We start from the raw sequence: 25,344 nt of genomic DNA on the forward strand, positions 1-25,344 counted from the left end.
CTCTATCATTCCGGCGAGTGACACGCCGCCACGGGCGTCACCCTGGAGGATGCATGGCGTTGCTCATCGTCAATCTGGACAAGATCATCGGCAGCGCCGAGGCATTTCGCGATGCCTTCGCGGAGCAGCTTCCCGGTCTGCCGATCCGCTTCTGGCCCGAGGCCGGCGAGTTGAAGGACATCGAGTACCTCGCCTTCATGCATCCGGATTTCGACAAGTTGCCCGCCTTTCCGAACCTCAAGGCCATGTTCAGCCGCGCGGCCGGCGTGGAGGACATCGTCAAGCATCCGAAGCTGCCGAAGGTGCCGCTCGGCAAGGTGGAGCCGCCGGGCGGCGATCCGATGATGACGGAATACGTCGTCATGCACGTCCTGCGCCTGCATCGCGACATGCCGGGCTACCAGGCGGCGCAGGCCAATCGGGAATGGCGCCGGGTGCCGATCGCCCGGCCCGAGCAGAGGCGCATCGGCTTCCTGGGCTTCGGCATGATGGCCAAGGCGCCGGCGCTGGTCCTGCAGTCGCTGGGGTTCCCGGTCTCTGCCTGGGTGCGCTCGCCGCGGCCGGCCGCGGAGGTGCCGCTGTTCCACGGCAGCGACCAGCTCGAAGCCTTTCTCGGCCAGACCGACATCGCCGTCTGCCTGCTGCCGCTGACGCCGGAAACCGAGGGCATCTTCTGCGCGCGCACCTTCGCCATGATGCCGCGCGGCGCCATGCTGGTGAATGTCGGCCGCGGCAAGCATGTGGTGGACAGGGACCTGATCGCCGCGCTCGATTCGGGACAGCTGTCGTACGCCGCCCTGGATGCGCTCTACCCTGAGCCGTTGCCGCCGGAGAGCCCGCTCTGGCTACATCCCAAGGTCACGATCATGCCGCACGTGGCGCGGCGGCCGACCGTGGGCCAGCTCGTCACCGAGGTCGCCGCGAACATCCGCAGCCTCGACGCGGGAGGACGGCTCCTGCAAGAGGTCGACGTCGCGAACGGGTACTGACGCGCCCCCAGCGCATCGCCGGCAATTCCGGCCAGCGGGGCCATGCGCACATGCATCAGTGCGCAAGTCCTTGGCTCGCGGCACTCTCCCGCGCAGGCAATAAGACAATCTGTGCAGGACGGTCGGAATGGAAACGCTGGACATCAAGGGCTTCCCCGTCGAGGCCCATATCGCGGGCTCGGGACCGCCGCTTCTCTACCTGCATGCCGAGCAGTATGTCGCGCAGGCAGGGCCGCATCTCGACGCGCTCGCGAAGAAATGGAGAGTGATCGCGCCGCGCCATCCCGGCTACGGCGCAGCGTCCGTTCCGCCCGAGATTCGATCGGTCGACGATCTGGCCTATCTCTATCTCGATCTTCTCGATGCGCTGAAGCTCGACAACGTGGTTCTGGTCGGCGCATCCCTCGGCGGGTGGATCGCGCTGGAGATGTGCGTGCGCAATCGCGCGCGGCTGTCGAAGCTGGTCCTCGTCTCGCCGGTCGGCGTGAAGTTCGGGGGCCGCGAGGAGCGCGACTTCGCCGATCTCTTCTACCTGCCCGACATCGAGGCCTTTCCGCTGCTGTTCGCCGACCCGAAGCGGCATGCACCGACCTACGCCGCGATGACCGCCGCCGAGCTCGAGCAGCTCGCGCGCGAGCGCCATATGCTCGCGCACTATGGCTGGCGGCCGTACCTGCACAATCCGGGGCTGAAGCGCTGGCTGCATCGGGTCGATCTGCCGACCCTGGTGCTCTGGGGAGAGGCCGACCGGTTTGCCACGCCGTCCTATGGAAAGTTGCTGGCCGCCGCGCTGCCCTCGGCGGAACTGAAGCTCATCGGCGGGGCGGGACATTATCCCGGGATCGAGCAACCCGAAGCGACCATCCAGGCGATCGACGCCTTCGTGCACCGGTGAAGGAGCGATCACGATGAAAGTCTGGCATTTCAGCGAGCTCGCCTATTATCCCGCGTGGGAGGAACTCGGCGCCCAGCTGCGCAACGTCGTCCCGAGCCGTCTCTGCGATCCCAAGGTCGCGGCCGATCTGTACCACCGCGGTCTCGACGAGTGGGCGCTGTGCGACGAGCTGGGGCTCAACATCATGGTGAACGAGCACCACGCGACGGCGACCTGCATCGACTCGGTGTGCACGATCCCGATGGCGATCCTTGCCCGCGTGACGAAGAAGGCGCGGCTGCTGTGCCTCGGCATGCCGATCGGCAACCGTTTCGATGCGGTGCGCGTCGCCGAGGAATATTCGACCCTGGACGTGATCTCGCGCGGCAGGGTCGAGATGGGCTTCGTCAAGGGCGCGCCGTTCGAGGTGACGCCGGCCAACAGCAATCCCGCCGATCTGTCGACGCGCTTCTGGGAGGCGCACGACCTCATCCTCAAGGCGATGACCACCCATGACGGCCCGTTCAACTGGGAGGGGCGTCATTACCAGTACCGCCAGGTCAATGTCTGGCCGCGTCCCTGGCAGCAGCCCCATCCGCCGGTCTGGCTGACCGTGAACAGCCCCGAGTCGGCCCAGACCGGCGGCGAGCGCGGCTATGTCATCGGCTCGCTCAACACCGGCTATGTCCGGACGCCGGCGATCTATGACGCCTACCGCAAGGGGGCGGCGAGCAAGGGCCGCGAGGCGACACCCGACCGGTTTGCCTATATGGCGATGGTGGGCGTAGGCCGCACCAGGGAGGAGGGGTTCCGGCGCGCCGATCAGATCCTCGATTACAGCCGTACCGCCCTGCGCGTGGGCGCCCAGTTCGCCTTCCCGCCCGGCTACCAGTCGGTCGCCGCAACGGCGCAGGCGCTGAGGATGCCCGGCTACGGCGCGGGCGTCGCCACGCGCACCGTTACCTTGCGCAATGGCCGGCAGGTCGATCCGGACAAGGCGACCGTCGAGGAGTTCATCGACGCCGGCATCTGCTTCGCGGGCACGCCCGACATGGTGTTCGACCAGATGAAGGAATTCCACGACCATGTCGGCGGCTTCGGCCACCTGTTGATGATGGGGCAGGGCGGCCACATCACCCACGAGGACACCGTCGACAACCTGACGATGTTCAGCAAAGAGGTCCTGCCGCGCCTCGCGCAGGGCTTGTGAGCATGAGCGCTTGTTTCTACCAATTCTCACCAAGGAGCAGTTTCAATGGCATATTCCCTGTATGACGCCGCCGTGACCCCGTGCGTCCAGCAACTCGGGGCGCTCGCCGGAATCATCGACAAGGCGGCCGCGCATTGTGCCGCCAACAAGATCGAGGAATCCGCCCTGCTGCAGGACCGGTTGTATCCGGACATGTTCTGCCTTGCCCGGCAGATCCGTCAGTCGGCGGACTTCGGCATGAACACCGGCGGCCGCCTCGCCGGCGTGACGCCGCCGGCGCTGCCGGCTGTGGACGACACCAGCTTCGCCGCCGCCAAGAGCCGGGTCGAAACCGCCCTGGCCTTCGTGAAGTCGCTCACGCGCGCGCAGGTCGACGGGGCCGAAGACAAGGTCATCGCCTGGACCGCCGGCGGCAACGACCGGAAGCTCAAGGGCAACGACTACCTGCAGCAGTTCGCCCTGCCGAACTTCTTCTTCTTCGTGACGACGGCGTACGACATCCTGCGCCATCGCGGCGTGCCGGTGGGCAAGCGGGACTTCCTCGGCCCGGTCAACTGGCTCTAGGGCATTGCCGGGAGCGCGGCTCTCATAGGCGCTAGCTTTGACTTGCCCCTCACCCTGAGAGCTTGTGAATCTTTCTACCGAGCACGAGTCAAGGCGATCGGGCGACATACCTACCTCACCCTGAGGAGCGTAGCGCAGCGGAGCGTCTCGAAGGATGGCCACTCGAAGGACGTGGCAACGGTGCTGGAAACACGGGAGTTTAGCAAGGTCGTGCGCGTTGCCACCCTTCGAGACGCTCCGCTCCGCTGCGCTGCGCTCCTCAGGGTGAGGTAGGTAGGTGGCGAGAACGTCATTGAGTCGCGACGTCGATTTTTTCACAAGCTCTCAGGGTGAGGTGGGGAGGTGTCCCTGCCGAGACGCGGCGTGGGCGGCTCCTCTGTGTAAGATATCTGAAGAAGAGCGGCTCTGGAGAGTCGCGCTCCCGGCAGGCTAAAGTCTGCTGGGGCGTTTGCTCCGCCTCTCGTCTCTTTCAACCTTACCGCCGGAAATGCAATGGCCACGACGTCGATGGATTTCACGCTGAGCAGCACCCTGCTCGGCAACCTCACCAAGGGCGGTTCCGGCAACGGCGCCTACGTCTACGCCTTCGCCTTCGATGGCGCCGGCAAGCTGCTGAGATCGGCCACCCTGGTCAACAACGGCGTGAAGGCGGCCACGTCGCTGCAGCTTGCCGACAACAGCACCGTGGCGGGCGGCAACGTCGTCGTGGTGACGCAGCAGGTCGGCAAGGGCCATACGAGCACGCTGCCGGGCGCGGTGAAGGCTATCGGCGATGTGGTGAATACCGCCAAGGCCAAGCAGCTCAACTACCGCTACGACGCGATCGAGTTCACATTGGGCAACTCCGGCTCCGACGTCGCCGACCTGACGAACATCGTGCAATTCGGTGCGCCGATCTCGCTGTCCGTCAAGTACAGCAGCGGCAAGACCGAGACGCGCGGCTACGCCGTGAGCGGCCAGACGATCGTGAACGACCTCAAGGCGCTGTCGCCGGCCGGCACGCAGAACTATCCGTGGGCGTCCGGAGGGCCGCTCACCGGCCAGCGCGAGACACTGGGGCTCGCCAACAACGTCGTTCCCAATCCGCTGAACGTGGCGAACGACTGGAAGACCTACGTCACCGGCTTCGGGGGCATCGCGGGGAACGTCTACCTGTCCGCCTACTTCAACGACACGGGTGTCCTGTCGCTCTACAAGGTGGTCTACGATTCGGGCAATAAGGTCTTCTGGCTCAATCCGGTCAGTCTCGGCAGCGGCGTGGACACGACGAAGAACTCGCTGAAGATCCCCTTCGCCGCCCTGACCCAGAACATCTACACCCAGACGGGATCGCTCGAGCGCTACTCGGCGATGAACGGGAGCCTGCTTCAGACATACTCGACCTTCACCCCGAACAATGCCTGGGGCCAGATCACCCGGTCTCTCGTCGCCGGCTTCGATGCCGGCCTGTGGGGCGGCAGCGCCAACTCGATAAACCCCAAGGTTTCGGGCACGATCGACCTGAACCAGACCTGGAACTGGAGCGCGCCCTACACCTACCAGGCCATCACGGCGCCCGCCGGCACCAACAACTTCGGCTATACGAACTCGATCGGTCTCGGGACCGGCACGGTCGGTGATCCCAACCGCAAGATGTATTACGACCCGTTCGCCGCGGAGTTCGTCAAGTACAGCAACGCCTACGGCTACAGCTACTCGGACCTGCTGTCGGAAGGCGGCGGTGTCAATCCGTCGCTCAGCCTTTACGACGCCGGCGCCAATCGCAACGTGTCGAGCATCGGCGTGAAGCTGTTCGATCTCGGCGAAACGCCGACCGGCTACACCAAGCCCAGCTTCGCCTACGTCGCCCCGTCCGGGTCGACCTACAAGGCCGCGAGCACGAAGAGCACGGACCAGTTCCTGTTCGACTTTTCCCTGGGCAAGTATTTTCCCGCCGCCGGCGTGCCGATCACGTTCCGCTTCTATGCGCCGGGCGACGCCCAGGCGAAGAACGGCTTCGTCAGTTTCAGCCTGCCGACCGGAGCGACGCAGAACAGCGACTACGAGCAGAGCTTCACGGTAGGCGGCAGCGCGGGCCATTGGACCCTCACGCCCAACGGCTTCAGCGGAAAGCGGGGATATCTTCTGATCTCCGGCGTGCCGGTGACCAGCGACGGCTCGACCGGCTGGTACCAGATGGTGATCGGCAGCGGCGCCCTCGCCAAGACCTACAACATCTACGTCCAGTCGAGCCCGTCTTCGCCGACCAGCCTCATAACCTCCGCCGTGGTCGACGGCGGAGCGCTTGCCGAGCAGATCCCCAACCAGGCCAACCAGGTCAAGTTCAGCTTCGATCCGGCCGGCAACATCACCTACAGCCCATTCTACTTTGCCGCGCCGAACGCGCAGGTCGGCAGCTCGGGCGCGGATCGGCTGGTGGGCAGCGCCGTCCAGGACATCCTGGTCGGCGGAACCGGCAACGACTTCTACCATGTCAACGATTCCGCCGACCATGTGAGCGAGGCAGTCGGCGACGGCTACGACCACGTCTACTCGAGCGTGAGCTGGTCGATCGCTGACGACCAGGAGATCGAGTATCTGGGTGCCGTTGGCGCCGGGGCGCTATCGGGCGTCACGCTGACCGGCAACGAGCTCGCCAACCGCCTGGTCGGCGGCAGCGGCGCCGACGTCTTGAACGGCGGCGGCGGCCGTGACCGTCTCCAGGGCAATGCCGGCGCCGACACCCTGTCGGGGGGCGCAGGCAACGATACCTTCAATGTCGACAATGTCGGCGACCAGGTGATCGAGGCGGCCGGCGGCGGCACCGACGGCGTCCGCTCGAGCGTGAGCTGGTCGATGGCTGCCGGCCAGGAGATCGAGTACCTGCGCGCCGTTGGCGCCGGGGCGCTATCGGGCGTCACGCTGACCGGCAACGAACTCGCCAACCATTTGATCGGCGGCAGCGGCAGTGACGTGCTGAACAGTGCCGCCGGCAACGACCATCTCGACGGCAGCGCCGGCGCCGACACCCTGTCGGGTGGCACCGGCAACGATGCTTACGGTGTCGACGATGCCGGCGACCAGGTGTTCGAGGCGGCCGGCGGCGGCTACGACCATGTCTACTCGAGCGTGAGCTGGTCGATGGCTGCCGGCCAGGAGATCGAGTATCTGGGTGTCCGTCGTGGGGTGACATCGGGCGTCACCCTGACCGGCAACGAGTTCGCCAACCGCCTGGTCGGCGGTAGCGGCGACGACGTGCTGAACGGCGGCGGCGGCCGCGACCGCCTCGACGGCAACGCCGGTGCCGACACCCTGTCGGGCGGCGCGGACAACGATACCTACTATGTCGACAATGCCGGCGATCAGGTGATCGAGGCGGCCGGCGGCGGCACCGACGGCGTCCGCTCGAGCGTGAGCTGGTCGATGGCTGCGCACCAGGCGATCGAGTACCTGCGCGCCGTTGGCGCCGGGGCGACATCGGGCGTCACCCTGACCGGCAACGAGCTCGCCAACCATCTGATCGGCGGCAGCGGCGGCGACGTGCTGGTCGGCGGGGGCGGCAACGACATCTTCCGGTTCGACACGCCACTGGCTCCGGGCAATGTCGACACGATCTCGGATTTCAGTGTCGGCGATTCCCTGCAGCTGGATCACACCGTCTTCGCCGGCCTGGCGCTCGGACAGCTCAGCGCCACGGCCTTTGCGCTCGACAGCGCGAGCGGCGCCGGCCCGCAGATTGTCTACAACCACACGACGGGAGCGCTGTTCTTCGACAGCAACGGTGCGGCTGCGGGCGGCGCCACCCAGTTTGCGTCCTTGACCGGCGCGCCCGGTCTCGGCGCGTCCTCGTTCAACGTGATCTGACTTTTCGGCGCGCAGGCAGTCGATCCGGCCTCGCAATCGACTTCATGGTCATGCCGCTGGGAGCGCGGCTCTCCAGAGCCGCTCATATACGTTGGTTGCAACATTCCATGAGCGGCTCTGGAGAGCCGCGCTCCCAGCGGTCAGAAAGATTCACAAGCTCTCGGGCTGAGGGGGCGTCGCCCTTCCGCCAAGACGCGGCGCAGGGATGAGCTACGATGGCTTGCGGAGCGCGGACAGCAGGGGCAGGGCTTCGGCGGCAAAGCGTTCGATCTGGCGGTCGCGCTCCTCGTACGGGCCGACGAAATCGAGGATGACGTGGCGGGCTCCCGCGTCGTGGAAGCGGATGATCGTTTCCGCGACGCTTTGCGGCGGGCCGAGCGCGCAGTAACGCTGGGCGGCCTTGCGGAAGTCCATGCCATAGCGCTGGCTGAGGGAGGCGGTCGCTTTATCGAGTGCCTTCTCGTAGGTGTCGTCGATGCAGGTAAACAGCAGGTGGGCCGTCCCGAAGCTCCGGTCGAAGGTGCGACCGGCGTCGGCGGCGGCCAGTGCGATCTTCTCCAATCCCTGGCGAAACATCTCCGGCGTGATGACGTAGGACATCCAGCCGTCGGTCATCCGGCCGATCCGGCGGAGCGCGGCGTCCGAGCGGCCACCGCACCAGATCGGCGGACCGCCCGCCTGGCGCGGCGGCGGCTGCATCGTCACGCCCTCGAACTTGAAGAAGCGGCCGTCGTGGGTGGCGGGCTGCCCGCTCCACAGCTTCCTCATCACCGCAATGCTCTCGGCCAGCCGCGCGCCGCGCTCGGCGACCGGCACGCCGCAGGCTTCGAACTCCTTGTGGAACTCGCCGCCCACGCCAACCCCGAAGATGAACCGGCCCTCCGTCAGGTGATCGAGGGTCGATACCTGCTTGGCCACCGGCGTGGGATGGCGCAGCGGCACCAGGTAGACGCCCGTGCCGAAGACCAGCCGCCGGCTGAGCACGGCGGCCTGCGCGAGCTGCAGCAACGGATCGAATATGGCGATGTGGAACGAGATGTGGTCGCCGACCCACAGCGAATCGTAGCCGCTGCGGTCGACCAGCTCGACCAGCGAGCGCATCTCGTCGATCGTCGGCAGCCAGGCGCCGGCCGCCGGTTCGGTGCGGCGGTGGATGGTCTGGACGCCGAGCCGCAGGCGATCGTCCACGGGTAAGCCGATATCGCTCATGTTCCCTCACCAGAGTTTCGTCGCTCCCCCTTATGGTCCGTGCCGACGGCGCTTCAAGGGGCGCAGGTCGATGATTTCCGGCAGGACGCGCGGATCGGTTCCGGCGGGGTAGATGTTGTGCTTCTGGATCTTCTGCGTGCCGGTGGTGGGCAGGCTCTGCACGATGTGGATCCAGCCCGGCGGCTTGTAGTAGGCGAGGCGCTCGTTGCAGTGATGAAACAGCGCCGTCGCCGCCTCGTCTTGCGCCAGCGCGCGCTTGAGCACCACGCAGGCCAGCACCTCCTCGTCCCGCAGCTCGTCCTTCACCGCCATCACGGCCACCTGCTGCACATCCGGGTGCGTGAGCAGCACGGCCTCCACCTCGGCGGCCGCGATGTTCTCGCCCGAGCGGCGGATGATGTTCTTCTTGCGCTCGACGAAATGCAGCATGCCGTCCTGCCCGCGCCACACGACATCGCCGGTATGGAACCAGCCGCCCTGCCAGGCGCTTTCGGTGGCTGCCTCGTCCTTGAGATAGCCGGAAAAGCAGCCGCGCCGCGGCGTCTCCGCCGAATGCCGCACCAGCATCTCTCCGGGCTGGCCCGGTGCGACGTCGCGATCGGCGTCATCGACGACGCGGACCTCGACGCCCGGCACCGCCCGTCCGAACGCGCGCGTGCCGACCTGGCGCGGCTCGACGGTGTCGCCCAGCACGCGCACCATCTCCGTCATGCCCCAGAGCTCGACCATGGGAAAGCCGAAGCGTTGCTCGAACGCCGCGTGCAGCTCGGGCTCGATGCCGGCGCCGATGCCGAACCGGACCGCGTGGCGCCGTTCGTGCTCGCCGGGCGGGAGCTTGAGCAGGACCGGCGCGATCACCCCGAGATAGTGGACGATGGTGGCGCCGGTCTCGGCAACCTCCTTCCACCAGCGCTGCGGATGGAAGCGATCGGGCTGGATCTGGCAGTTGCCCGTCAGGATGGCGCCGATCAGCGAAACGACGCCGGCATTCGCATGATAGAGCGGCAGCGGATTGTAGATGCGATCTTCGGCCGTGCGCAGGCCGGCCACGCCGCCGAGCGATGCGTACCAGGCGCCCGACGCCATCTCGTAGCCGTGGGACAGGATGCAGCCCTTGGGCCGGCCCGTCGTGCCGGAGGTGTACAGGATGCTGGCGGGCGTTTCGGGCAGGGGGCGGGTGTCGCGCGCCGCCCGGGCGGCCTTCGCCAGCGATCCCGTGACGGCATCCGGCAGGATGACGGCGGACCGGTGCGCGCTCTGCGCCAGCGCCTCCTCGATCGACTTCTGCCTCTCGGCGAGCGTGAGGATGAGCTCGGGTTCGCTGTGGTCGATGAGATAGGCGATCTCGGCGGCACGGTAGTCCGGATTGATCGGCACGCAGCACACGCCGATGCTGTTGAGGGCGAGCGTGTGAAGCACGTGCTCCGGCCGGTTCTCCAGCAGGGTCGCCACGCGGTGGCCGACCCCGTAGCCCGCCTGCCGGTAGAATTCCGCCAGCGCCTCGATCCTTTGCCCGGCCTCGCCGTACGAGATCTCGAAGCCCGAGGGCAGGTAGGAACGGTCCTCGTTGGCGGGCACGGCCAGGAACGGACGATGGGGATACGCGGAAACCGCCGCTGCGAAGGCCGCAGCGATGGTCGTGCCGTCCATGATATCGGGCATTGTTTCCTCGTTGCAGCGCGCTGGGGCGCGTCTTCGCCCCCAGCGAACCTCACCTGATCAAAACTCGCAAGTTCTGTGAGAATGGAAAGAGGGCGTCATGCTGGGAGCGCGTTCGCATGACTTGCGCTCATGACCCGGGGAGATTCATGATCTGGAAAGCACCGGGTCCGTGTGCGACCGTAGCGTCAAATCAGTCGGAGGTGCGCCATGAGCCAAGTCGAGGTCCCTGACAGCAACGCGATCGCTTCGGCGCCTTACGTGCCGTCGCTGCAGCTCACCGAGGGCCAGCCGCCGCCCGTCGCGGCGAACGGCGGCTTGTCCTACCTGTCGTTCGACCGCAACGGCGATGCAGGAACTGGCAAGGCGGTGGAGGATGCGCTCGCCGAGGTCGCCGGCGGCGAGGGCCGGCGCGTCGTCGACATGATCGACAATGCGCCGCCTGGTCCGATCAAGACCAAGTGGGGCCTGGCGTTCCGTGATTACGACGAGTGCGTGAAGTACATCCGCGAGTCCAACAGCATCAAGGCCCCGGACGGCGGCGTGGCTCTGCCGCTGGCCTATACCGTCCATGAGCGGCCGAGCTACTCGATCGTGCCGTCCAATGCGCTGTGGCGCGATCCGGCGCGCGGCGAGATCGCCGCGATCCTGCAGCGCAACGAGGAAGACAACCGGCGGCGGAACCTCTACTTCCCGCAGGTGCTGCGCGACGCCCGGCGCATCGGCGAATACTACCCGGGCCTCTCGCCCGGGAGCCCCGAATGCATGGACAAGCTCGGCGTTTCCCTGGCGCATCTCGAGTCCAAGTGCGCAAACTTCTACGATTCGGCCGAGGTCGAGCGGGTGTTCTATCCGGAAATCGAGAAGCTCCTGCTCGACTTCTTCCCCGGCGCCACCGATGCCCTGGTCTACAACCATGATGTGTTCGACAAGGACTATGCCGGCGACCGCACCGAAGACCAGGACAACAAGAACCCGGGCGTGAACGCCCGCTACGTCAACCTCGTGCACAACGACCTGAACGACAACAGCGGGCGCGTGCGCTGCCGCGAGCTGCTGACGAAGAACCTGCGCAACTTCGGGCGCCCGCAGAACTACACGGAGGAGGAGGCCGACGCGAAGATGTCGCGACGGTTCATGTCGATCAACCTCGCCAAGCCGATGGAGACGGTCGAGCAATTCCCGTTCGTGCTGTGCGCGTGGCCGTCCTTTGCCGACCAGCCCTATATCAACAACTACCGGATCTACGACGACAGGGTCGGCGAGACCACGCGCTTCACCTACCGCCCGACCCATGAGTGGTATTGGTTCCCCAAGCAGAAATCCACCGAGGTGTCGATGCTGAAGTGCTACGACTCCATCACCGACGGTTCGGTCTCGCGCTGGTCCTTCCATACCGCCTGCATCGACCCGACGGCGCCGGCCGATGCGCGCTGCCGCAAGAACGTCGTCGTCCGGGCCTATGTCTTCTTCTAGACATTTCGGGATGCTGGTCCCCTCGACCAACACCACGAACGAGATCGAATACTGCCGGCTGGCGCCAGGGCTGCAGGTGCACACCGGGCGGCTCGGCAAGGGCGGCGGCACGACGTTCTCCTCGCCCCTGGATGACGACGTGGCCTACCAGGCCAAGCTGCTGGGCGACGCGCGGGTCGAGGTGATCATGCTGGCGCAGACCTCGGCCAGCCTGTCCGCAGACGACTACGACGCGGTGACGGTGAAGCGGATGACCGACGCATCGGGCGTGCCGTCTCTGACCTCTGCCCAGGCGATCGGCCGGGCGCTGAAGGCGCTCGGGGCGTCGAAGGTCGCCATGGCGACGCCCTATTCGGAAGAGGTGCTCGAGCGGGCCCGGCGCTACTACGAGACGAAGTACGGCGTCGAAACGGTCGCCTGGGAAAGCCTGGGCGCCACCGATGCCTATGCCATCGGCAAGATGGACGCGGGCGCGGCCGAGGCCGCGTTCCGCCGGATCGACCGGCCGGAGGTCGACGCGCTGGTGGTGCCGGGAGGCAATTTCCCGACCATGGACTGGATCGCCGGCTGGGAACGCCAGTTCGGCAAGCCGGTGATCACCACCAATCAGGCGGCGCTGTGGGCGGTGCTGCAGACCATGAAGTTCGACCTGCCTCTCCCCGGCAAGGGCCGGCTGCTCGAAGAGCTGCCCGTGGGCTGAGAGCTTGTTTGTTCTGCCGGGAGCGCGGCTCTCCAGAGCCGCTCCTGGGATGTAGCAAACTTGAAGGAAGAGCGGCTCTGGAGAGCCGCGCTCCCAGCTATTCGATCTATAGGGAAAACCGTTCACGCCGCGGGGCGTGGTCGGAAATCGCGCACCACGACCTCTTCCGTCACCGTGTCCAGCACGGCGCAGCTCAATTGCCCACCATTGCCCGGGTCGCGGCCCTCGCCGGCCGAGCCGGGATTGACGACCAGCACCCGGCCGACGCGTCGGACGAGCTGCCGGTGCGTATGGCCGTAGAGCACGATATCGGCGTCGGCCTCGCCGAAGCGTTCCAGCTCGGAGCTGTGGGGCAGCACGTAGCTGCCGCGCGGCTCCCACGGCGTCGAGTGCACCATCAGGATGCGCTTGCCGCCGATCCGGAGCTCGTGCCGATGCGGGCGCTCGGCGAGCCAGCCGAGCAATCGCTGGTCGATCTCCGGCCGCGAACGCGCCCGTGCGCCGGCCGTGCCGAGGAAGACCTCCTCGTGATTGCCGAGGATGGTGAGCGCGTCGAGCTCGCGCAGCCGGCCGATCACATCGTTCGAGAAACCGTGCTCGTAGATGCTGTCGCCGAGACACAGCAGGGCATCGATCGGGCCCATGATCTCCAGGGCCCGGTCGAGGCCACCGATGTTGCAGTGCAGGTCGGAGACGATACCGAGCTTCAACCGAGGCCTCCGATTAGAGGGTAACATCCCATAGTCGCCGCGCTCCCAGCGACCTTCGCCTCCAACGTCCTCAGCGTCCGGGATGCCAGCCGGCCGCGGCGGCGAAGCGGTCGAAGAACGGCGCCTCGTAGGCGTGCTCGGGGTCGTCGCGCACCATCCGGTCCATCAAATGGGCGTCCGATCCGATCAGGATGCGCCACCGGTCTGCCTTGACCCCGTCCAGGATCATCTTCGCCGCCTCGGCCGCGCTGGTCGGCGCATCCGCCAGGAAACGGCGGGCGCGTTCCGCGAGCATGGCCTTGATCTCCTCGTCCGACAGCGCCGACGCGTCCTTGCCCATCGAGGTGAGCCGCGCGCGGGCCTGGGCGATCTGCCGGGCATCCCGCTCGTCCGAATCGTTGCCGGTCTGGACCTTGAGCGAGTTGGTGCGGAAGCCGGTGCCGATGTGTCCGGGCATGACGACCGAGACCTTGATGTGCGGCGCGTTCAACCGCAGGTCGGTGATCAGGGCCTCGGTGAAACCCTTCACCGCGAACTTCGCCGCCGAGTAGGCCGTGTGCGGCGCGTCGGGGCCGATCGACGCCCAGAAGCCGTTCATGCTGCTGGTGTTGACGATATGCGCTTCGTCCGCCGCCTGCAGCAGGGGCAGGAAGGTGCGGGTGCCGAGGTAGACGCCACCCCAGCAGATGTTGAAGACGCGTTCCCACTCGTCCCGGCCGTTGACGATCATGCTGCCACCACCGCCGATCCCGGCGTTGTTGAACAGCAGATGGATACGGTCCGTCGCGTGCCGCTCGGCGGCTTCGTCGCGAAAGCGCCTCACGTCGGCTTCGCTGGACATGTCGGCAAGATGCGCGGTGACGCGCAGGCCTTGCGGCAGCCCCGTCGCCTCGCACTGCCGTCGCGTCTCCGTCATGCCTTGCATCGAGACATCGCACATGGCGACATGGCAGCCTTCGGCCACCAGCAGGCGTACCAGCTCGCGTCCCATTCCCGAGCCGCCGCCGGTGACGACGGCAATCCTGCCGGAAAGTTCTTTCATCGGATTCCTCCCTGTGCCTCGAAGGGCCAGTTATTCTTACCGCTTATCGAGGACACGTGGCAGGATCAACGGCATGAGTTGCAAGGGCGTTCATCCAACAAGAAACCGGATTTGGAAAGAGCACGAGGGTCGCCTCACCAAAGGTGTCATCCCGAGCGCAGCGAGGGATCTATGGGCCGCAGCATAGATCCCTCGCTGCGCTCGGGATGACACCGAGTGTGCTGGACCGATCGCAAGTACGGTCCCGTTTCATTCCCGAGCGTCGGCGAGGCCACCGGTGAACAACTCCGGTGTGGGCACGCAGCAGGTCAGCGAGCACCGCACTGGCCATTGCGCGGAAGCTGGGCGATAACGCCAGGAAAGCGACACTGACAAAGCCACACCGACGAGGAAGCGCGATGACCGTCAAAGATGCAGACGCAACCAGCTCCGGTTCCGAAGCCGCAACGGCAGAGCCTGGCCTTGGCCGCCGCGGAGCCATGGTCCTGGGCGCAGGCGGCCTGCTGGCGGCCGTGCTGCAGAGCGCCCGCCCGGCCGCAGCGCAGAGCGCCGCGCGGCGCGGGACCCTGGTCATCGCGCTCGATATCAGCGATGCCACCGGCCTCGACCCGGTGCGGGTCTACCAGTATTCCAACCCGCTGCCGACCCATGCCGCCTATGACGGGATGGTCACCTTCGACCCCGGTGATTCGGTCAACCTGAAGCCCGCGCTGGCCACCGAGTGGGCCTACCAGCCCGACGGGAAGACGGTGAGGCTGAAGCTGCGCACCGACGTGAAGTTCGCCTCCGGCAAGCCGATGACCGCCGAGGACGTCCGCTTCTCCTTCACGCGCCAGCTCAACATCAAGGACCAGCCCTGGCAGTACATCAACCACATCGAGGAGGTGAAGGTCGTCGACCCCCACACGGTGGACATCGTGCTGAAGGACCCCTCGCTGCCGTTGATGACCATCATCGCCACCCCGGCCTTCGGCGTGCTGGAGAAGGCGGAGGTGATCGCCCATGGCGGCACCGATGCGCCGGATGCCAAGGAGAAGGACAAGGCCACCGAATGGCTGAACGGGAACTCCGCCGGCACGGGTCCGTACCGCCTGACCGGCTGGCAGCGCAATCAACAGATCCAGATGGTGAAAAACCCGAACTACTGGAAGGGCACTCCCGGTTACGAGCGCGTCCTGATCCGCCATATGAGCGAGAGTGCGGCGCAGCTCCTGGCCATCCAGCGTGGCGACGTGGATGTGGCGTTCAACCTGATCCCCGAACAGATCGCCACGCTGAAGGACGATCCCAACATCACCATCGAGGGCATGACCAGCCTCGACTTCATCTACATGGCGGTGGTCGAGGCGCCGACGAACCCTGCGCTGCAGAACAAGTTCGCGCGACAGGCGATCGGCTACGCCATCGACTATGACGGCATCATCAAGAACCTCATCGGCGGCAAGGCGGTCCGTCCCGTGAGCTTCCTGCCCGTCGGCGTCAACGGCTCGACCGAGGCGCTGACCAAGGAGATCGGCTTCCGCGAGGACCTCGCAAAGTCGAAGCAGCTGCTGGCGCAGGCCGGCTTGCCGGACGGATTCAAGTTCCAGCTTTCCTACGGCAACGCCGCGATCGCCGGGGTCGGCTACCAGAACCTGGCGCAGAAGTTGCAGGCCGACCTGGCGAGGGTCGGCATCAAGGCCGAGCTGACGCCGCAGGACCAGGTCAACATGCGGACCCTGTATCTCGGAGGCAAGCTCGAGGCGGCCTTGACCTTCTGGAACCCGCCCGCGCCGGAGAATTGGCTGTGGAGCTCCGCCACCATCAACCGCGTCGCCGGCCGCGTTCACTGGAAGGTGCCCGACGACGTCCGCAAGCTGGTGGCCGACGCAGGCGCGGAACGCGATCTGGTGAAGGGCGCGGCACTCTACAGGAAGTATCAGGAAGCGATGGTCGATGCCGCCCACCACTTCGTGCTGATCCAGCCAGTGTATCAGGTGGCGGTGCGCAAGAGCGTGTCCGGCCTGAAATTGACGGCGGCCGGCTGGATGGCCGAGCTGGGCGGAGCCAAGCCCGCTTGATGCAGCGTGACTTGGCCTCTCTACTCTCATGTTCCTCTCCCCCGCTAAGGGGAGAGGCCAGGTGAGGGGGCAGCGTTTGGTGCGAGTCCCCCACACCCAACCTCTTCCCTAGCGGGGGAGAGGAGTTCAAGGCGTTGCGTGGGTAGTACCGTATGATCCGTTACGTCGTCTCGCGCCTGGTCGTCTCGGTGATCATGGTGCTGCTCGCCACCCTCGTCATCTTCCTGATCGCCAACACCGTGCCCGGCGATCCGGTGCTGACGGCGCTCGGCGACATGGCGGCGTCCGATCCTGCGCAGGTGGCGGCGTTCCGCGCCCAGTATGGTCTCGACCTGCCGCTGTGGCAGCAATACTGGCTGTTCCTCGAGCGGCTGGTCCATGGCGATCTCGGCGTGTCGATCTCCTCGCGCCGGCCGGTGCTGCAGGACATCATCGACTACGCCCCGGCGACCCTCGAGCTCGCCACCGTCGCCTTCATTCTTTCGCTCGTGGTGGGCCTGCCGCTCGGCGTGCTGGCGGCCGTGCGGCGCGACACCGTCATCGATCATGTCGCCCGTGCGGTCTCGCTCATCGGCGTCTCGGCACCGACCTTCTGGCTGGCCTTCATTGCGCTCGCGGTGTTCTACGGCTGGCTGAACTGGGCGCCCGGTCCGGGGCGGCTCGACGCGGTCTCGTTTCCGCCTGACCGCATCACCGGATTGCTGCTGATCGACACCGCGCTGCAGGGCGACTGGGAGACGTTCCATGATGCCGCCGCGCATCTGGTGCTGCCGTCGATCGTGCTGGCGGCAGCGACGCTGGGGCTGATCACCCGCACCACGCGTGCCGCCATGCTCGAGGCACTGTCGCAGGATTATGTGCGGGTGGCGAAGGCCAAGGGCCTGCGCGGGCGGCTGATTGTCGTCGGCCACGCCTTGCCCAATGCCATGCTGCCCGTGGTGACGCTGGGCGGTCTCGCCTATGCCAACCTGCTGGCCGGCGCGGTGATGACCGAGACCGTGTTCTCCTGGCCGGGCCTCGGCCGCTACACCTTCCGCAGCGCCGTGACGGTCGACTTCCCGGCCATCATGGCCGTCACCGCCATCGTCGCGGCGATCTTCGTTCTGGTGAACTTCTTGGTCGACATGTCGTACGCCCTGCTCGATCCGCGGGTGGTGAAGAAATGAGCGACATCGCTCTTCCCGCGATCGCCTCGCCACGCGTCCGGTGGCTGCGCCGCTACGGGCTGGCGACGTTTGGCGCGGCGGTCATCCTGGCCTGGGTCCTCGCCGCGATCTTCGCGCCCTGGCTCACCCCGTACGATCCGAACTTCGTCGACGTGGCGATGCGCCTGAAGCCGCCGTCGGCCGGCAACTGGCTCGGCACCGACGCCCTGGGGCGCGACGTGGCGACGCGTGTCATCTATGGCGCCCGCGTGTCGCTTACCGTCGGCATGGTGGTGGTGCTGGTCGGTGCGCTGTTCGGCACGCTGCTCGGCGCCACGGCGGCCTATGCGCGGGGCTGGGCGGAAGAAGGCCTGATGCGGCTGACCGACCTGGTCTTCTGCTTCCCGCCGATCATCCTGGCGATGGCGATCGCGGCGGCGCTCGGAATCGGCACGGTGAACACCGTCATCGCGATGCTGGTGGTGTGGTGGCCGAAGTTTGCCCGGCTTTCCCGCAGCCTGGTGATCTCGCAGCGCTCCATGGAGTATGTCGAGGCGGCCCAGTCGATCGGCTTCGGCCCGGCTCACATCCTGCTGCGCCAGATCATCCCCAACGCCGTCGGGCCGCTCATCGTGCTGATCACGCTCGACCTCGGCAACGCCATCCTGGTGTTCGCCGGGCTGTCCTTTCTCGGCTTGGGCACGGTGCCGCCGACACCGGAATGGGGTTCGATGGTCGGCGAAGGGCGCGAGCTGGTGCAGCAATGGTGGGTGGCGACCTTTCCCGGGCTGGCCATCCTGACGGTGGTGATGGCCTTCAACTTCATGGGCGACGGCTTCCGCGATTGGCTCGATCCGCATGCCAGCCGCCGCTGAGCCGTTGCGGCCCGATCCGGCGCTGGCCGAGCCGTTGCTGCAGGTGCGCGATCTGCGCACCTGGTTCCTGACGGATTCCGGTCCCGTCCGCGCGGTCGACGGCGTCAGCTTCGACCTGCAGGCCGGCGAGACGCTGGGCATCGTCGGGGAATCCGGTTCCGGCAAGAGCGTCTGTGCCAAGTCGATCATGCGCCTGCTCGACGAGCCGGCGCGGATCGTGGGCGGCTCGATCCTGTTCAAGGGCCGCGACCTCGCGCATCTCGACGATGAAGGAATCCGCGCGGTGCGCGGCCGCGAGATCGCCATGGTGTTCCAGGACCCGATGACGTCGCTCAACCCGGTGCTGCGCATTGCGCGGCAGCTCATCGAGGCGATGACGGCGCACGGCCGATTCACACCGGCGGCGGCGCGCAGCCGCGCGATCGACCTGCTGCGGCGCATGGGCGTGGCCTCGGCCGACCGCACCGTGAATTCGTTCCCGCATCAATTCTCCGGCGGCATGCGCCAGCGCGTGATGCTGGCCATGGGCTTCTCCAACGAGCCCTCGCTGCTCATCGCGGACGAGCCGACGACGGCGCTCGACGTGACCATCCAGGCGCAGATCCTCGACCTGCTGCGCGGGCTGAACCGCGACCTCGGCACGTCGGTCATCCTGATCAGCCATGACCTCGGTGTGATCGCCAACATCTGCTCGCGCGTGCTGGTGATGTACGCCGGCGAGGTGGTCGAGGAGGGGGCGCCCGAGGATCTGCTGACCGATCCGCGCCATCCCTACACCTGGGCGCTGCTGCACGCCGCGCCACGCATCGACGCGCAGGCCGAGGATCGCCGGCTGATCACGATCGAGGGCCAGCCGCCGGACCCGCGCGCCTGGCCGTCCGGCTGCCGCTTCCGGGCGCGTTGCCCTTTTGCCATCGAGAAATGCGCCGAGCATCCCGAGCTGCTGCCGGTGAAAGTCGGAGAGGCCGACGCCAAGAGGGCCGCGCGGTGCTGGGTGACGCAGGCGGGCGGCTCGCTGCACACCCCCGAGCGCGTCCGGGCGGGAGCTGCCGTGCCCGTCGACCCGGCACCGGCTGTGCCGATTCTCGAGGTCTCGGGCCTGCAGAAGCATTTTCCGCTGGCGAAGGAGGCCTTCTTCGCGCGCCAGCGCGTGCTGCGCGCCGTCGATGGCGTCGACCTGCAGGTCATGGCCGGCGAAACCGTCGGACTGGTGGGCGAATCGGGCTGCGGGAAGTCGACCCTGGCGCGGCTGGTCACGCGGCTGCACGAACCGACGGACGGCAAGATCATCTTTGCCGGCACCGACATCACCCATGCCAGCCAGGCGGCGATCCGCCCGCTGCGGCGGCGCATGCAGATGATCTTCCAGGATCCGTACGCGTCGCTCAATCCGCGCATGAGGATCGGCGAGATCCTCGCCGGTCCGCTGATCCTGCACGGCATCGCCGGGGATGCGGCAGCGGCCCGCACGCGCGTGGCCGAGCTGCTCGACCTCGTCGGCCTGCCGCACCAGTCGGTGCAACGGTTCCCGCATGAATTCTCCGGTGGCCAGCGGCAGCGCATCTCGATCGCCCGCGCCCTGGCGGTCGGGCCGGATTTCGTGGTCGCCGACGAGCCGATCTCGGCGCTCGACGTCAACATCCAGGCACAGATCATCAACCTGATGGTCGACCTGCAGGAACGGCTGGGGCTGACCTATCTGTTCATCGCGCACGATCTCGCGGTGGTGCGCCATGTCTGCGACCGCATCGCGGTGCTGTATCTCGGCAAGATCATGGAGGTGGGCCCGGCCGCGGCGTTGTTCTCGCGTCCGCTGCACCCCTATACGCGCACCCTGATCTCCGCCGCGCCGGTGCCCGATCCGAGGGTGGAACGCACGCGCCGGCACGTGCCGATGAAGGGCGAGCCGCCGAGCGCGCTGAACCCGCCGAGCGGTTGCCGCTTCCGCACGCGCTGCCCGATCGCCGAAGAGCGTTGTGCCCGGGAGGAGCCGCCCCTGCTGGAAGCCGCCGCGGGCCAGCGCGTCGCCTGCCATTTCCCGGGGCGGTTGAGCTAGCCAGCGCTCGCCACTTCTCGCTCATGGAGGCGTTGTCACGGGACGACTGAACAATGATGAGCTGAGAGCTTGTGAAAAAATCGACGTCGCGACTCGATGACGATCTCGCTTCCCACTTGCCTCACCCTGAGGAGCGTCTCGAAGGGTGGCAACGCGCACGCCCTTGCTGAACTCCAGTGTTTCCAGCACCGTTGCCACGTCTTCGAGTCGCCATCCTTGGCGAGTTAAGGATGAATATTGCTACCCACTTTCCTCACCCTGAGGAGCGTAGCGCAGCGGAGCGTCTCGAAGGGTGGCAACGCGTACAACCTCGATCAAATGCCGAGATCGCAGCACTTTCCGCGCGTCCTTCGCGTCGCCATCCTTCGAGACGCTCCGCTGCGCTGCGCTCCTCAGGATGAGGCGGAGGGGTAGCCAGATTGGTCTTCTTACTGCCGGCCGATAAATTCGCAAACTCGGAGATCGTCTCAGGCTCTTCCCCGCCGCGCCTTAGAAGGCGCTTCGACGGGGGAGGGAGTGTGAATGGAGCTCAGCTCATCATGCTCTATCGATCGCCGTGGATGACTTCCGTGATCCAACGGGCCAAACCGTCGAGCACTTCATCCAACGCCTGCCTGTCGGTGCGTCCCGACCGCGCCAGGACGTGGAAGGAGTGATCCGCACCCTTGATCGTTCGCAGAACGCCGCGGGAGCCCAGACGCCGAACCATTGGAAGCAGGAGCTTCCTTTCTGCCAAGGCGTCGCGATCGCCCTGAACGAAGAGCATCGGAATATCGACCTGTGCCAGATGATCGGCGCGCGTCGCCGAGGGCTTCTTCGCCGGGTGCAGCGGAAAGCCGACGAATGCGAGGCCGCGGACCTTTGGAAGCGGCGCGGCGGCCTGGGCCTGCGACGTCATGCGTCCGCCGAACGATTTCCCGCCGGCAATCAACGTCATGCGAGGAGCGAGCCTTGCCGCGGCCTGCGCTGCGGCGCGGACCGTGGCTTGTGCGAGGGCCGGGCGATCGGGGCGCCTGGAGCCCGCCTCCATGTAGGGGAATTGATAGCGAAGGCTGGCGATCTTTCGCGCGGCAAGTCCGTTGGCGATCTCGAGCATGAACGGATGGTTCATGCCGGCCCCTGCACCATGGGCGAAAACATAACAAGCGGCTGCCCCGCGCGGCGCGAGATACGCCGCGGACACCGTGTGGTCGGCATCGACGATGATCTCGAGCGATCGGCTGCTTTGCGATGCCACTAAAGAACCCCGAGCGCTAGCGAGGCTCTGCCTCGGACCGACAAGACGTTTGGAATGTAGCCCGTGCTCATCCTCGTCGTCCTGAGAGCCTGTGAGTTTATCGCTGAATTGATGTCATGCTGCTGGGAGCGCGGCTCTCCAGAGCCGCTTTTCTTCGGTTTGCCACGGCCCATGAGCGGCTCTGGAGAGCCGCGCTCCCAGCGTGACGCCTGTGAATGACGCGTTGGCGAAATGGTTCGTTCATCAGGTTCCTCCCTGTGCTTCCAAAGGCCGAATATTCTTACCGCCCATCGAGGCTACGTGGCAGGATCGGCGCATGAGTTGGAAGGGATTGCCTCGAAAGGCGGGCGAGCGCGTGCGGGTTGGACGGCGCGTGATCCGCGCACCGAGCGTGCCCTCGATGACGGACCCGGACCGGCCGGCGGGGGGCGACGAGTCCGCTGGCGAGGCCGATCCGCAGCCGCCGATCGACCGCAGTGCGGTCCAATACCTCGACCGCGTGCGTGCCATATTCCGTCCGATGCGTAGCGACACGTTGGCGCCGGGTCTCGAGCGCTTCATCGGCAGGGAGGATATCTTTCGGCACGTCGGCCAGTCCGATACGGCCCACGGGGCACAGCCAATGATGCAATGCCCGTCGTACTGGCCCGCGGGCACGAGCTGGGTGCCGATCCGGGATCTGGAAATACTGGAGATCCTCGAAGATCAGGACGTTCGAGCGGGCTAGACAATCACGAGATCATCTTGGACTTCCTCCCCCGCCGCGCCTCGGAAGGCGCTTTGACGGGGGAGGGAGGCTGAATGGAGCTCAACCCATCGTGCTCCAGTGAAAAAGAAGCGTCACTGCCAATAGGAGGAAAACGTCATGAAGATCGGATTCAATCTGCCCACCACGGGCCCTCTGATCGAGCCGGACAGCCTGGTCCGGATCGTCACGGAAGGGGAGGCGCTGGGCTTCGACTACGTCACGATCAGCGACCACATCATGGTGCCGCGCAATCTCGACTCGAAATATCCCTATACCGGCAGCGGCGAGTTCCCGGCCGGCGCTTCGGCTGCATGGCTCGAGCAGCTGACGACCACGGCCTATGTCGCCGCGCTGACCAAGAAGCTTCGCTTCGTGCTGTCGGTCATGGTGGTGCCGCACCGCCCGGCCGTGCTGACCGCCAAGGTGCTGTCCACCATCGACTACCTCTCCAAGGGCCGCCTGACCCTGGGCATCGGGGTCGGCTGGTGCCGGGAAGAGTTCGAGGCGATCGGCGCCGCTCCGTTCGACGATCGTGGCAACGTGACCGACGAGTGGATGGCGGCATGCCGGGAACTGTGGTCGGCCGACGCGCCGAAGTTCGCCGGCAAGTATGTGCGCTTCGACGATGTCGTGTTCACGCCCAAGCCGGTGCAGGCGCCGATCCCCATCTGGGTCGGCGGGGAAAGTGCGCCGGCGCTCCGTCGCACCGTCCGCTATGCTCAGGGCTGGTATCCGGTGGGCACGAACGCTCAGCATCCGATGAACACGGTCTCGACCTTCAAGAAGGGGCTGGAGCGCTTCCAAGAATTCTGCAAGCGCGGTGACCGAGATCCGAAGGAGATCACGCTGGCTTATCGCGTCCTCACCGGCCCAGGCATGCGTCCCCGGGGGAGCATCGGGGGCGAGCCCGAGCTGTTCAGCGGCGGCGACGCCGACTGGGTCGGCGATATCCGGCGGCTTCAGGACTTCGGCGTCACCTCGGTCGATGTGCGGCTGTTCGGCTATGGCGAGGCGCAGACCCTGCAGGGCACGATCGACAACATGCATCGCTTCCGCGACGGCGTGCTGTCGAAGCTCGGCTGAGCTCGGGCGTGCTGTCCCGGATGCTGGTGCAGGTGACGTTTCCGCTCGCCGCGGCAAACGTCATGAACCAGGCCGCGCGGATGGTGATGGCGATCGTCGGTCCCGTGCTCGCGGTCGAGCTCGGCCTGTCCGCTGTCGAGCTGGGCGTGCTGGCGGCCTCCCTGTTCGCGGCCTATGCGGCCACGCAACTGCCGCTGGGCGTCGCTCTCGATGCGTTCGGCGCGCGACGGGTGCAGACCGCGCTGATGCTGCTCACGGCGATCGGCTTTGCGACATTCGCTCTGTCGTCGGACTTTGCCTGGCTCGCCCTGGCACGGATCATCCTCGGCATCGGGATCTCGGCGGGGCTGATGGCGGTGATCAAGGCGCACGCCGATTGGTACGAACGCAGCCGGGTCGCGCACGTAACGGGGATCGCGACGGCGCTCGGCTCGCTCGGCAGCGCGCTCACCACGACACCCGTCCAGGCCATGCTCCCCGCAATCGGCTGGCGCGGCGTCTTCTGGGGCCTGTGCCTCTTGGCGCTTGCGGCCGCGGCCTGGATCTTCCTGTCGGTGCCCGACAAGCCTCGTGTGCCGGGCCCGGCGCGAACGCTGAGGAGCGATATCGCCTTGAGCGGTCGCATCCTCGCCTCGCGGACCTTCTGGCGCGTCGCTCCCGCGGTTGCGACGCTGTCGATGTTCAACTTCGCCTACCTGGGCCTCTGGGCAGGCCCCTGGCTGCGTGACGTGGCCGGCCTGGACGGGCCGGCCCGGGCCGGCGTGCTGTTCGTCTACACCTTCGCGATGGTCGCGGGCAGCATGCTCGCCGGCAGCGCCGCCAGCCGGGCGAACGCGGCCGGCCTGCCGCCTTTCATCGTTCCGATCGTGGCGCTCACCGGCATGGTGGTGCTGCAGGCGGGCCTCATGCTGCAGCCGAGCCAGCCCCCGGTCGTGCTCGCGCTTTGGCTGGCGATCGCGGTATTCGGTGCAGGGGGACCGGTCGGCTATATCGCGCTGTGCCAGATGTTCCCTCCCGAGCAGACCGGGCGGGTCTCGACCGCCGTGAACACGCTGACGCTCGGCTTTGCCTTTTTGGTCCAGGCGGCGATCGGCTGGATCCTCGATCTCTGGCCGCGCACCGCTTCAGGCGGCTGGGATCCGGATGGCTACAGCTGGGCCTTGGCGCTGAGCGCGGGACTGCAGGCGCTTGCCGTAATGGCGATGGCGACTGCTCAACGCCGAAGGCACTGACTTTTTCCGTCATCCCGAAACGTGCCGCGCCGGGGCGGGGGATAGACACGATCGCCGAAGCCGATGTCGACCTGCACGGACGTGATCGTTACGGCCACCTCACAGCGCCGAGCAGGCCAAGCTATTCACAAACCACCAGGGAGCGACCGGTTGTTGCAGGGCGAGCCGTATTTGGTCCTTGGGCGAGTCTACACCCGACGGGCTGCCCACGCGGGCGCAGTCGTCGGCCAGCTCGACGGCGTCCTTGCCCGGCAGATTGTCGGGCCGTCGCTGGTGGAGCCAGGTTGGCGGAACGTCCGGCGACTCGTTTCCAAGGGGCCGCCGTGGCCTTTACGCGGTGCCTGACGGCGAGGTCGGGCCGCGCAAGATCTGATGGCTCGCTCGGTATTGTTGCGCGGCAAGGGAACTTAACATCCTTAGCGAGCATTTCACTATCTAAGGACGGGTGAAAAGCAATGCCGGAGACGTTAAGGAACCAAGCGGCTGCCACTCGAAATCTTGCCGCTCAAGCTAGACGGCTGGCGAGCGATCAAACCAATGAGGCGGAGAAAGCCAACTTGTCACGATTCGCCGCTGAGCTTGAGGAAAAGGCAGACGAACTGGAGCGCCAGGCTGCTGCGCAGTAGCGTGAA

Annotated in this window: 19 protein-coding genes; 14 read left to right on the forward strand and 5 right to left on the reverse strand. The window is 66.6% G+C overall.

The features are described 5' to 3' along the window. Window positions 1–53: 53 nt before the first annotated feature. The 5 genes from ACQY8M_RS20445 to ACQY8M_RS20465 all read left to right on the forward strand — a co-directional run bounded on the left by ACQY8M_RS20445 (window position 54) and on the right by ACQY8M_RS20465 (window position 7,480). Window positions 54–989: a 2-hydroxyacid dehydrogenase gene (locus ACQY8M_RS20445; protein WP_428658866.1), complete on the forward strand. Its 936-nt coding sequence runs from the start codon at window positions 54–56 to the stop codon at window positions 987–989. A 127-nt stretch (window positions 990–1,116) separates the two neighbouring features. Further along, entirely contained in the window at window positions 1,117–1,884 is a 768-nt protein-coding gene (locus ACQY8M_RS20450; protein WP_428658869.1) for an alpha/beta fold hydrolase, read from the forward strand. 13 nt (window positions 1,885–1,897) lie between these two features. After that, a complete protein-coding gene (locus tag ACQY8M_RS20455; protein ID WP_428658872.1) occupies window positions 1,898–3,073 on the forward strand; it encodes an LLM class flavin-dependent oxidoreductase in 1,176 nt (391 codons plus the stop codon). Between the two features lie 45 nt (window positions 3,074–3,118). Next, on the forward strand, window positions 3,119–3,637 hold the full coding sequence (locus ACQY8M_RS20460; protein ID WP_428658875.1) for a DUF1993 domain-containing protein: 519 nt from the start codon (window positions 3,119–3,121) through the stop codon (window positions 3,635–3,637). 492 nt (window positions 3,638–4,129) lie between these two features. Further along, entirely contained in the window at window positions 4,130–7,480 is a 3,351-nt protein-coding gene (locus ACQY8M_RS20465) for a calcium-binding protein (RefSeq protein ID WP_428658878.1), read from the forward strand. A 210-nt stretch (window positions 7,481–7,690) separates the two neighbouring features. On the opposite strand, the gene ACQY8M_RS20470 is transcribed toward ACQY8M_RS20465, so the two are convergent. Beyond that, complete coding sequence (locus tag ACQY8M_RS20470) at window positions 7,691–8,689, reverse strand: LLM class flavin-dependent oxidoreductase (RefSeq protein WP_428658880.1); 999 nt, start codon at window positions 8,687–8,689, stop codon at window positions 7,691–7,693. 30 nt (window positions 8,690–8,719) lie between these two features. Next, window positions 8,720–10,351 carry an AMP-binding protein gene (locus ACQY8M_RS20475; protein ID WP_428658883.1) on the reverse strand — a complete coding sequence of 544 codons (1,632 nt, stop codon included), beginning with the start codon at window positions 10,349–10,351 and terminating at the stop codon, window positions 8,720–8,722. Window positions 10,352–10,558: 207 nt separating this feature from the next. On the opposite strand from ACQY8M_RS20475, the gene ACQY8M_RS20480 reads away from it, so the two are divergent. Continuing rightward, window positions 10,559–11,824: a CmcJ/NvfI family oxidoreductase gene (locus ACQY8M_RS20480; RefSeq protein WP_428658885.1), complete on the forward strand. Its 1,266-nt coding sequence runs from the start codon at window positions 10,559–10,561 to the stop codon at window positions 11,822–11,824. Window positions 11,825–11,834: 10 nt separating this feature from the next. Next, window positions 11,835–12,524 carry a maleate cis-trans isomerase family protein gene (locus ACQY8M_RS20485; RefSeq protein WP_428658888.1) on the forward strand — a complete coding sequence of 230 codons (690 nt, stop codon included), beginning with the start codon at window positions 11,835–11,837 and terminating at the stop codon, window positions 12,522–12,524. Between the two features lie 122 nt (window positions 12,525–12,646). Here the strand turns inward: ACQY8M_RS20485 and ACQY8M_RS20490 are convergent, their stop codons facing one another. Both ACQY8M_RS20490 and ACQY8M_RS20495 read right to left on the reverse strand, forming a co-directional pair. Then, the gene (locus tag ACQY8M_RS20490) at window positions 12,647–13,234 is read right to left on the reverse strand and encodes a metallophosphoesterase family protein (protein ID WP_428658890.1); all 588 of its coding nucleotides are present in this window, start codon (window positions 13,232–13,234) and stop codon (window positions 12,647–12,649) included. 70 nt (window positions 13,235–13,304) lie between these two features. Beyond that, window positions 13,305–14,276, reverse strand: a complete 972-nt coding sequence (locus tag ACQY8M_RS20495) for an SDR family NAD(P)-dependent oxidoreductase (RefSeq protein ID WP_428658892.1) — start codon at window positions 14,274–14,276, stop codon at window positions 13,305–13,307. A gap of 479 nt (window positions 14,277–14,755) precedes the next feature. On the opposite strand from ACQY8M_RS20495, the gene ACQY8M_RS20500 reads away from it, so the two are divergent. The 4 genes from ACQY8M_RS20500 (at window position 14,756) to ACQY8M_RS20515 (ending at window position 20,412) form a co-directional block, all read left to right on the forward strand. Continuing rightward, window positions 14,756–16,336, forward strand: a complete 1,581-nt coding sequence (locus tag ACQY8M_RS20500; protein WP_428658895.1) for an ABC transporter substrate-binding protein — start codon at window positions 14,756–14,758, stop codon at window positions 16,334–16,336. Between the two features lie 152 nt (window positions 16,337–16,488). Beyond that, window positions 16,489–17,502 (forward strand): ABC transporter permease, encoded by a 1,014-nt coding sequence (locus ACQY8M_RS20505; RefSeq protein ID WP_428658897.1) that lies wholly within the window; start codon window positions 16,489–16,491, stop codon window positions 17,500–17,502. Then, on the forward strand, window positions 17,499–18,356 hold the full coding sequence (locus ACQY8M_RS20510) for an ABC transporter permease (protein WP_428658900.1): 858 nt from the start codon (window positions 17,499–17,501) through the stop codon (window positions 18,354–18,356). The genes ACQY8M_RS20505 and ACQY8M_RS20510 overlap by 4 nt, the downstream gene beginning before the upstream one ends. Continuing rightward, a complete protein-coding gene (locus ACQY8M_RS20515) occupies window positions 18,340–20,412 on the forward strand; it encodes a dipeptide ABC transporter ATP-binding protein (RefSeq protein ID WP_428658903.1) in 2,073 nt (690 codons plus the stop codon). The genes ACQY8M_RS20510 and ACQY8M_RS20515 overlap by 17 nt, the downstream gene beginning before the upstream one ends. A gap of 544 nt (window positions 20,413–20,956) precedes the next feature. On the opposite strand, the gene ACQY8M_RS20520 is transcribed toward ACQY8M_RS20515, so the two are convergent. After that, window positions 20,957–21,508, reverse strand: a complete 552-nt coding sequence (locus ACQY8M_RS20520) for an alpha/beta family hydrolase (RefSeq protein ID WP_428658906.1) — start codon at window positions 21,506–21,508, stop codon at window positions 20,957–20,959. A 457-nt stretch (window positions 21,509–21,965) separates the two neighbouring features. Between ACQY8M_RS20520 and ACQY8M_RS20525 the strand changes: the two genes are divergently transcribed. From ACQY8M_RS20525 to ACQY8M_RS20535, 3 genes are all read left to right on the forward strand, one after another. Continuing rightward, entirely contained in the window at window positions 21,966–22,376 is a 411-nt protein-coding gene (locus tag ACQY8M_RS20525; RefSeq protein ID WP_428658909.1) for a hypothetical protein, read from the forward strand. A 138-nt stretch (window positions 22,377–22,514) separates the two neighbouring features. Then, window positions 22,515–23,480: a TIGR03619 family F420-dependent LLM class oxidoreductase gene (locus tag ACQY8M_RS20530; RefSeq protein WP_428658911.1), complete on the forward strand. Its 966-nt coding sequence runs from the start codon at window positions 22,515–22,517 to the stop codon at window positions 23,478–23,480. 8 nt (window positions 23,481–23,488) lie between these two features. Next, window positions 23,489–24,712, forward strand: a complete 1,224-nt coding sequence (locus ACQY8M_RS20535; RefSeq protein ID WP_428658914.1) for an MFS transporter — start codon at window positions 23,489–23,491, stop codon at window positions 24,710–24,712. Window positions 24,713–25,344 lie beyond the last annotated feature (632 nt).

It is taken from the genome of Reyranella sp., assembly GCF_965279465.1.
GTDB lineage: Bacteria > Pseudomonadota > Alphaproteobacteria > Reyranellales > Reyranellaceae > Reyranella.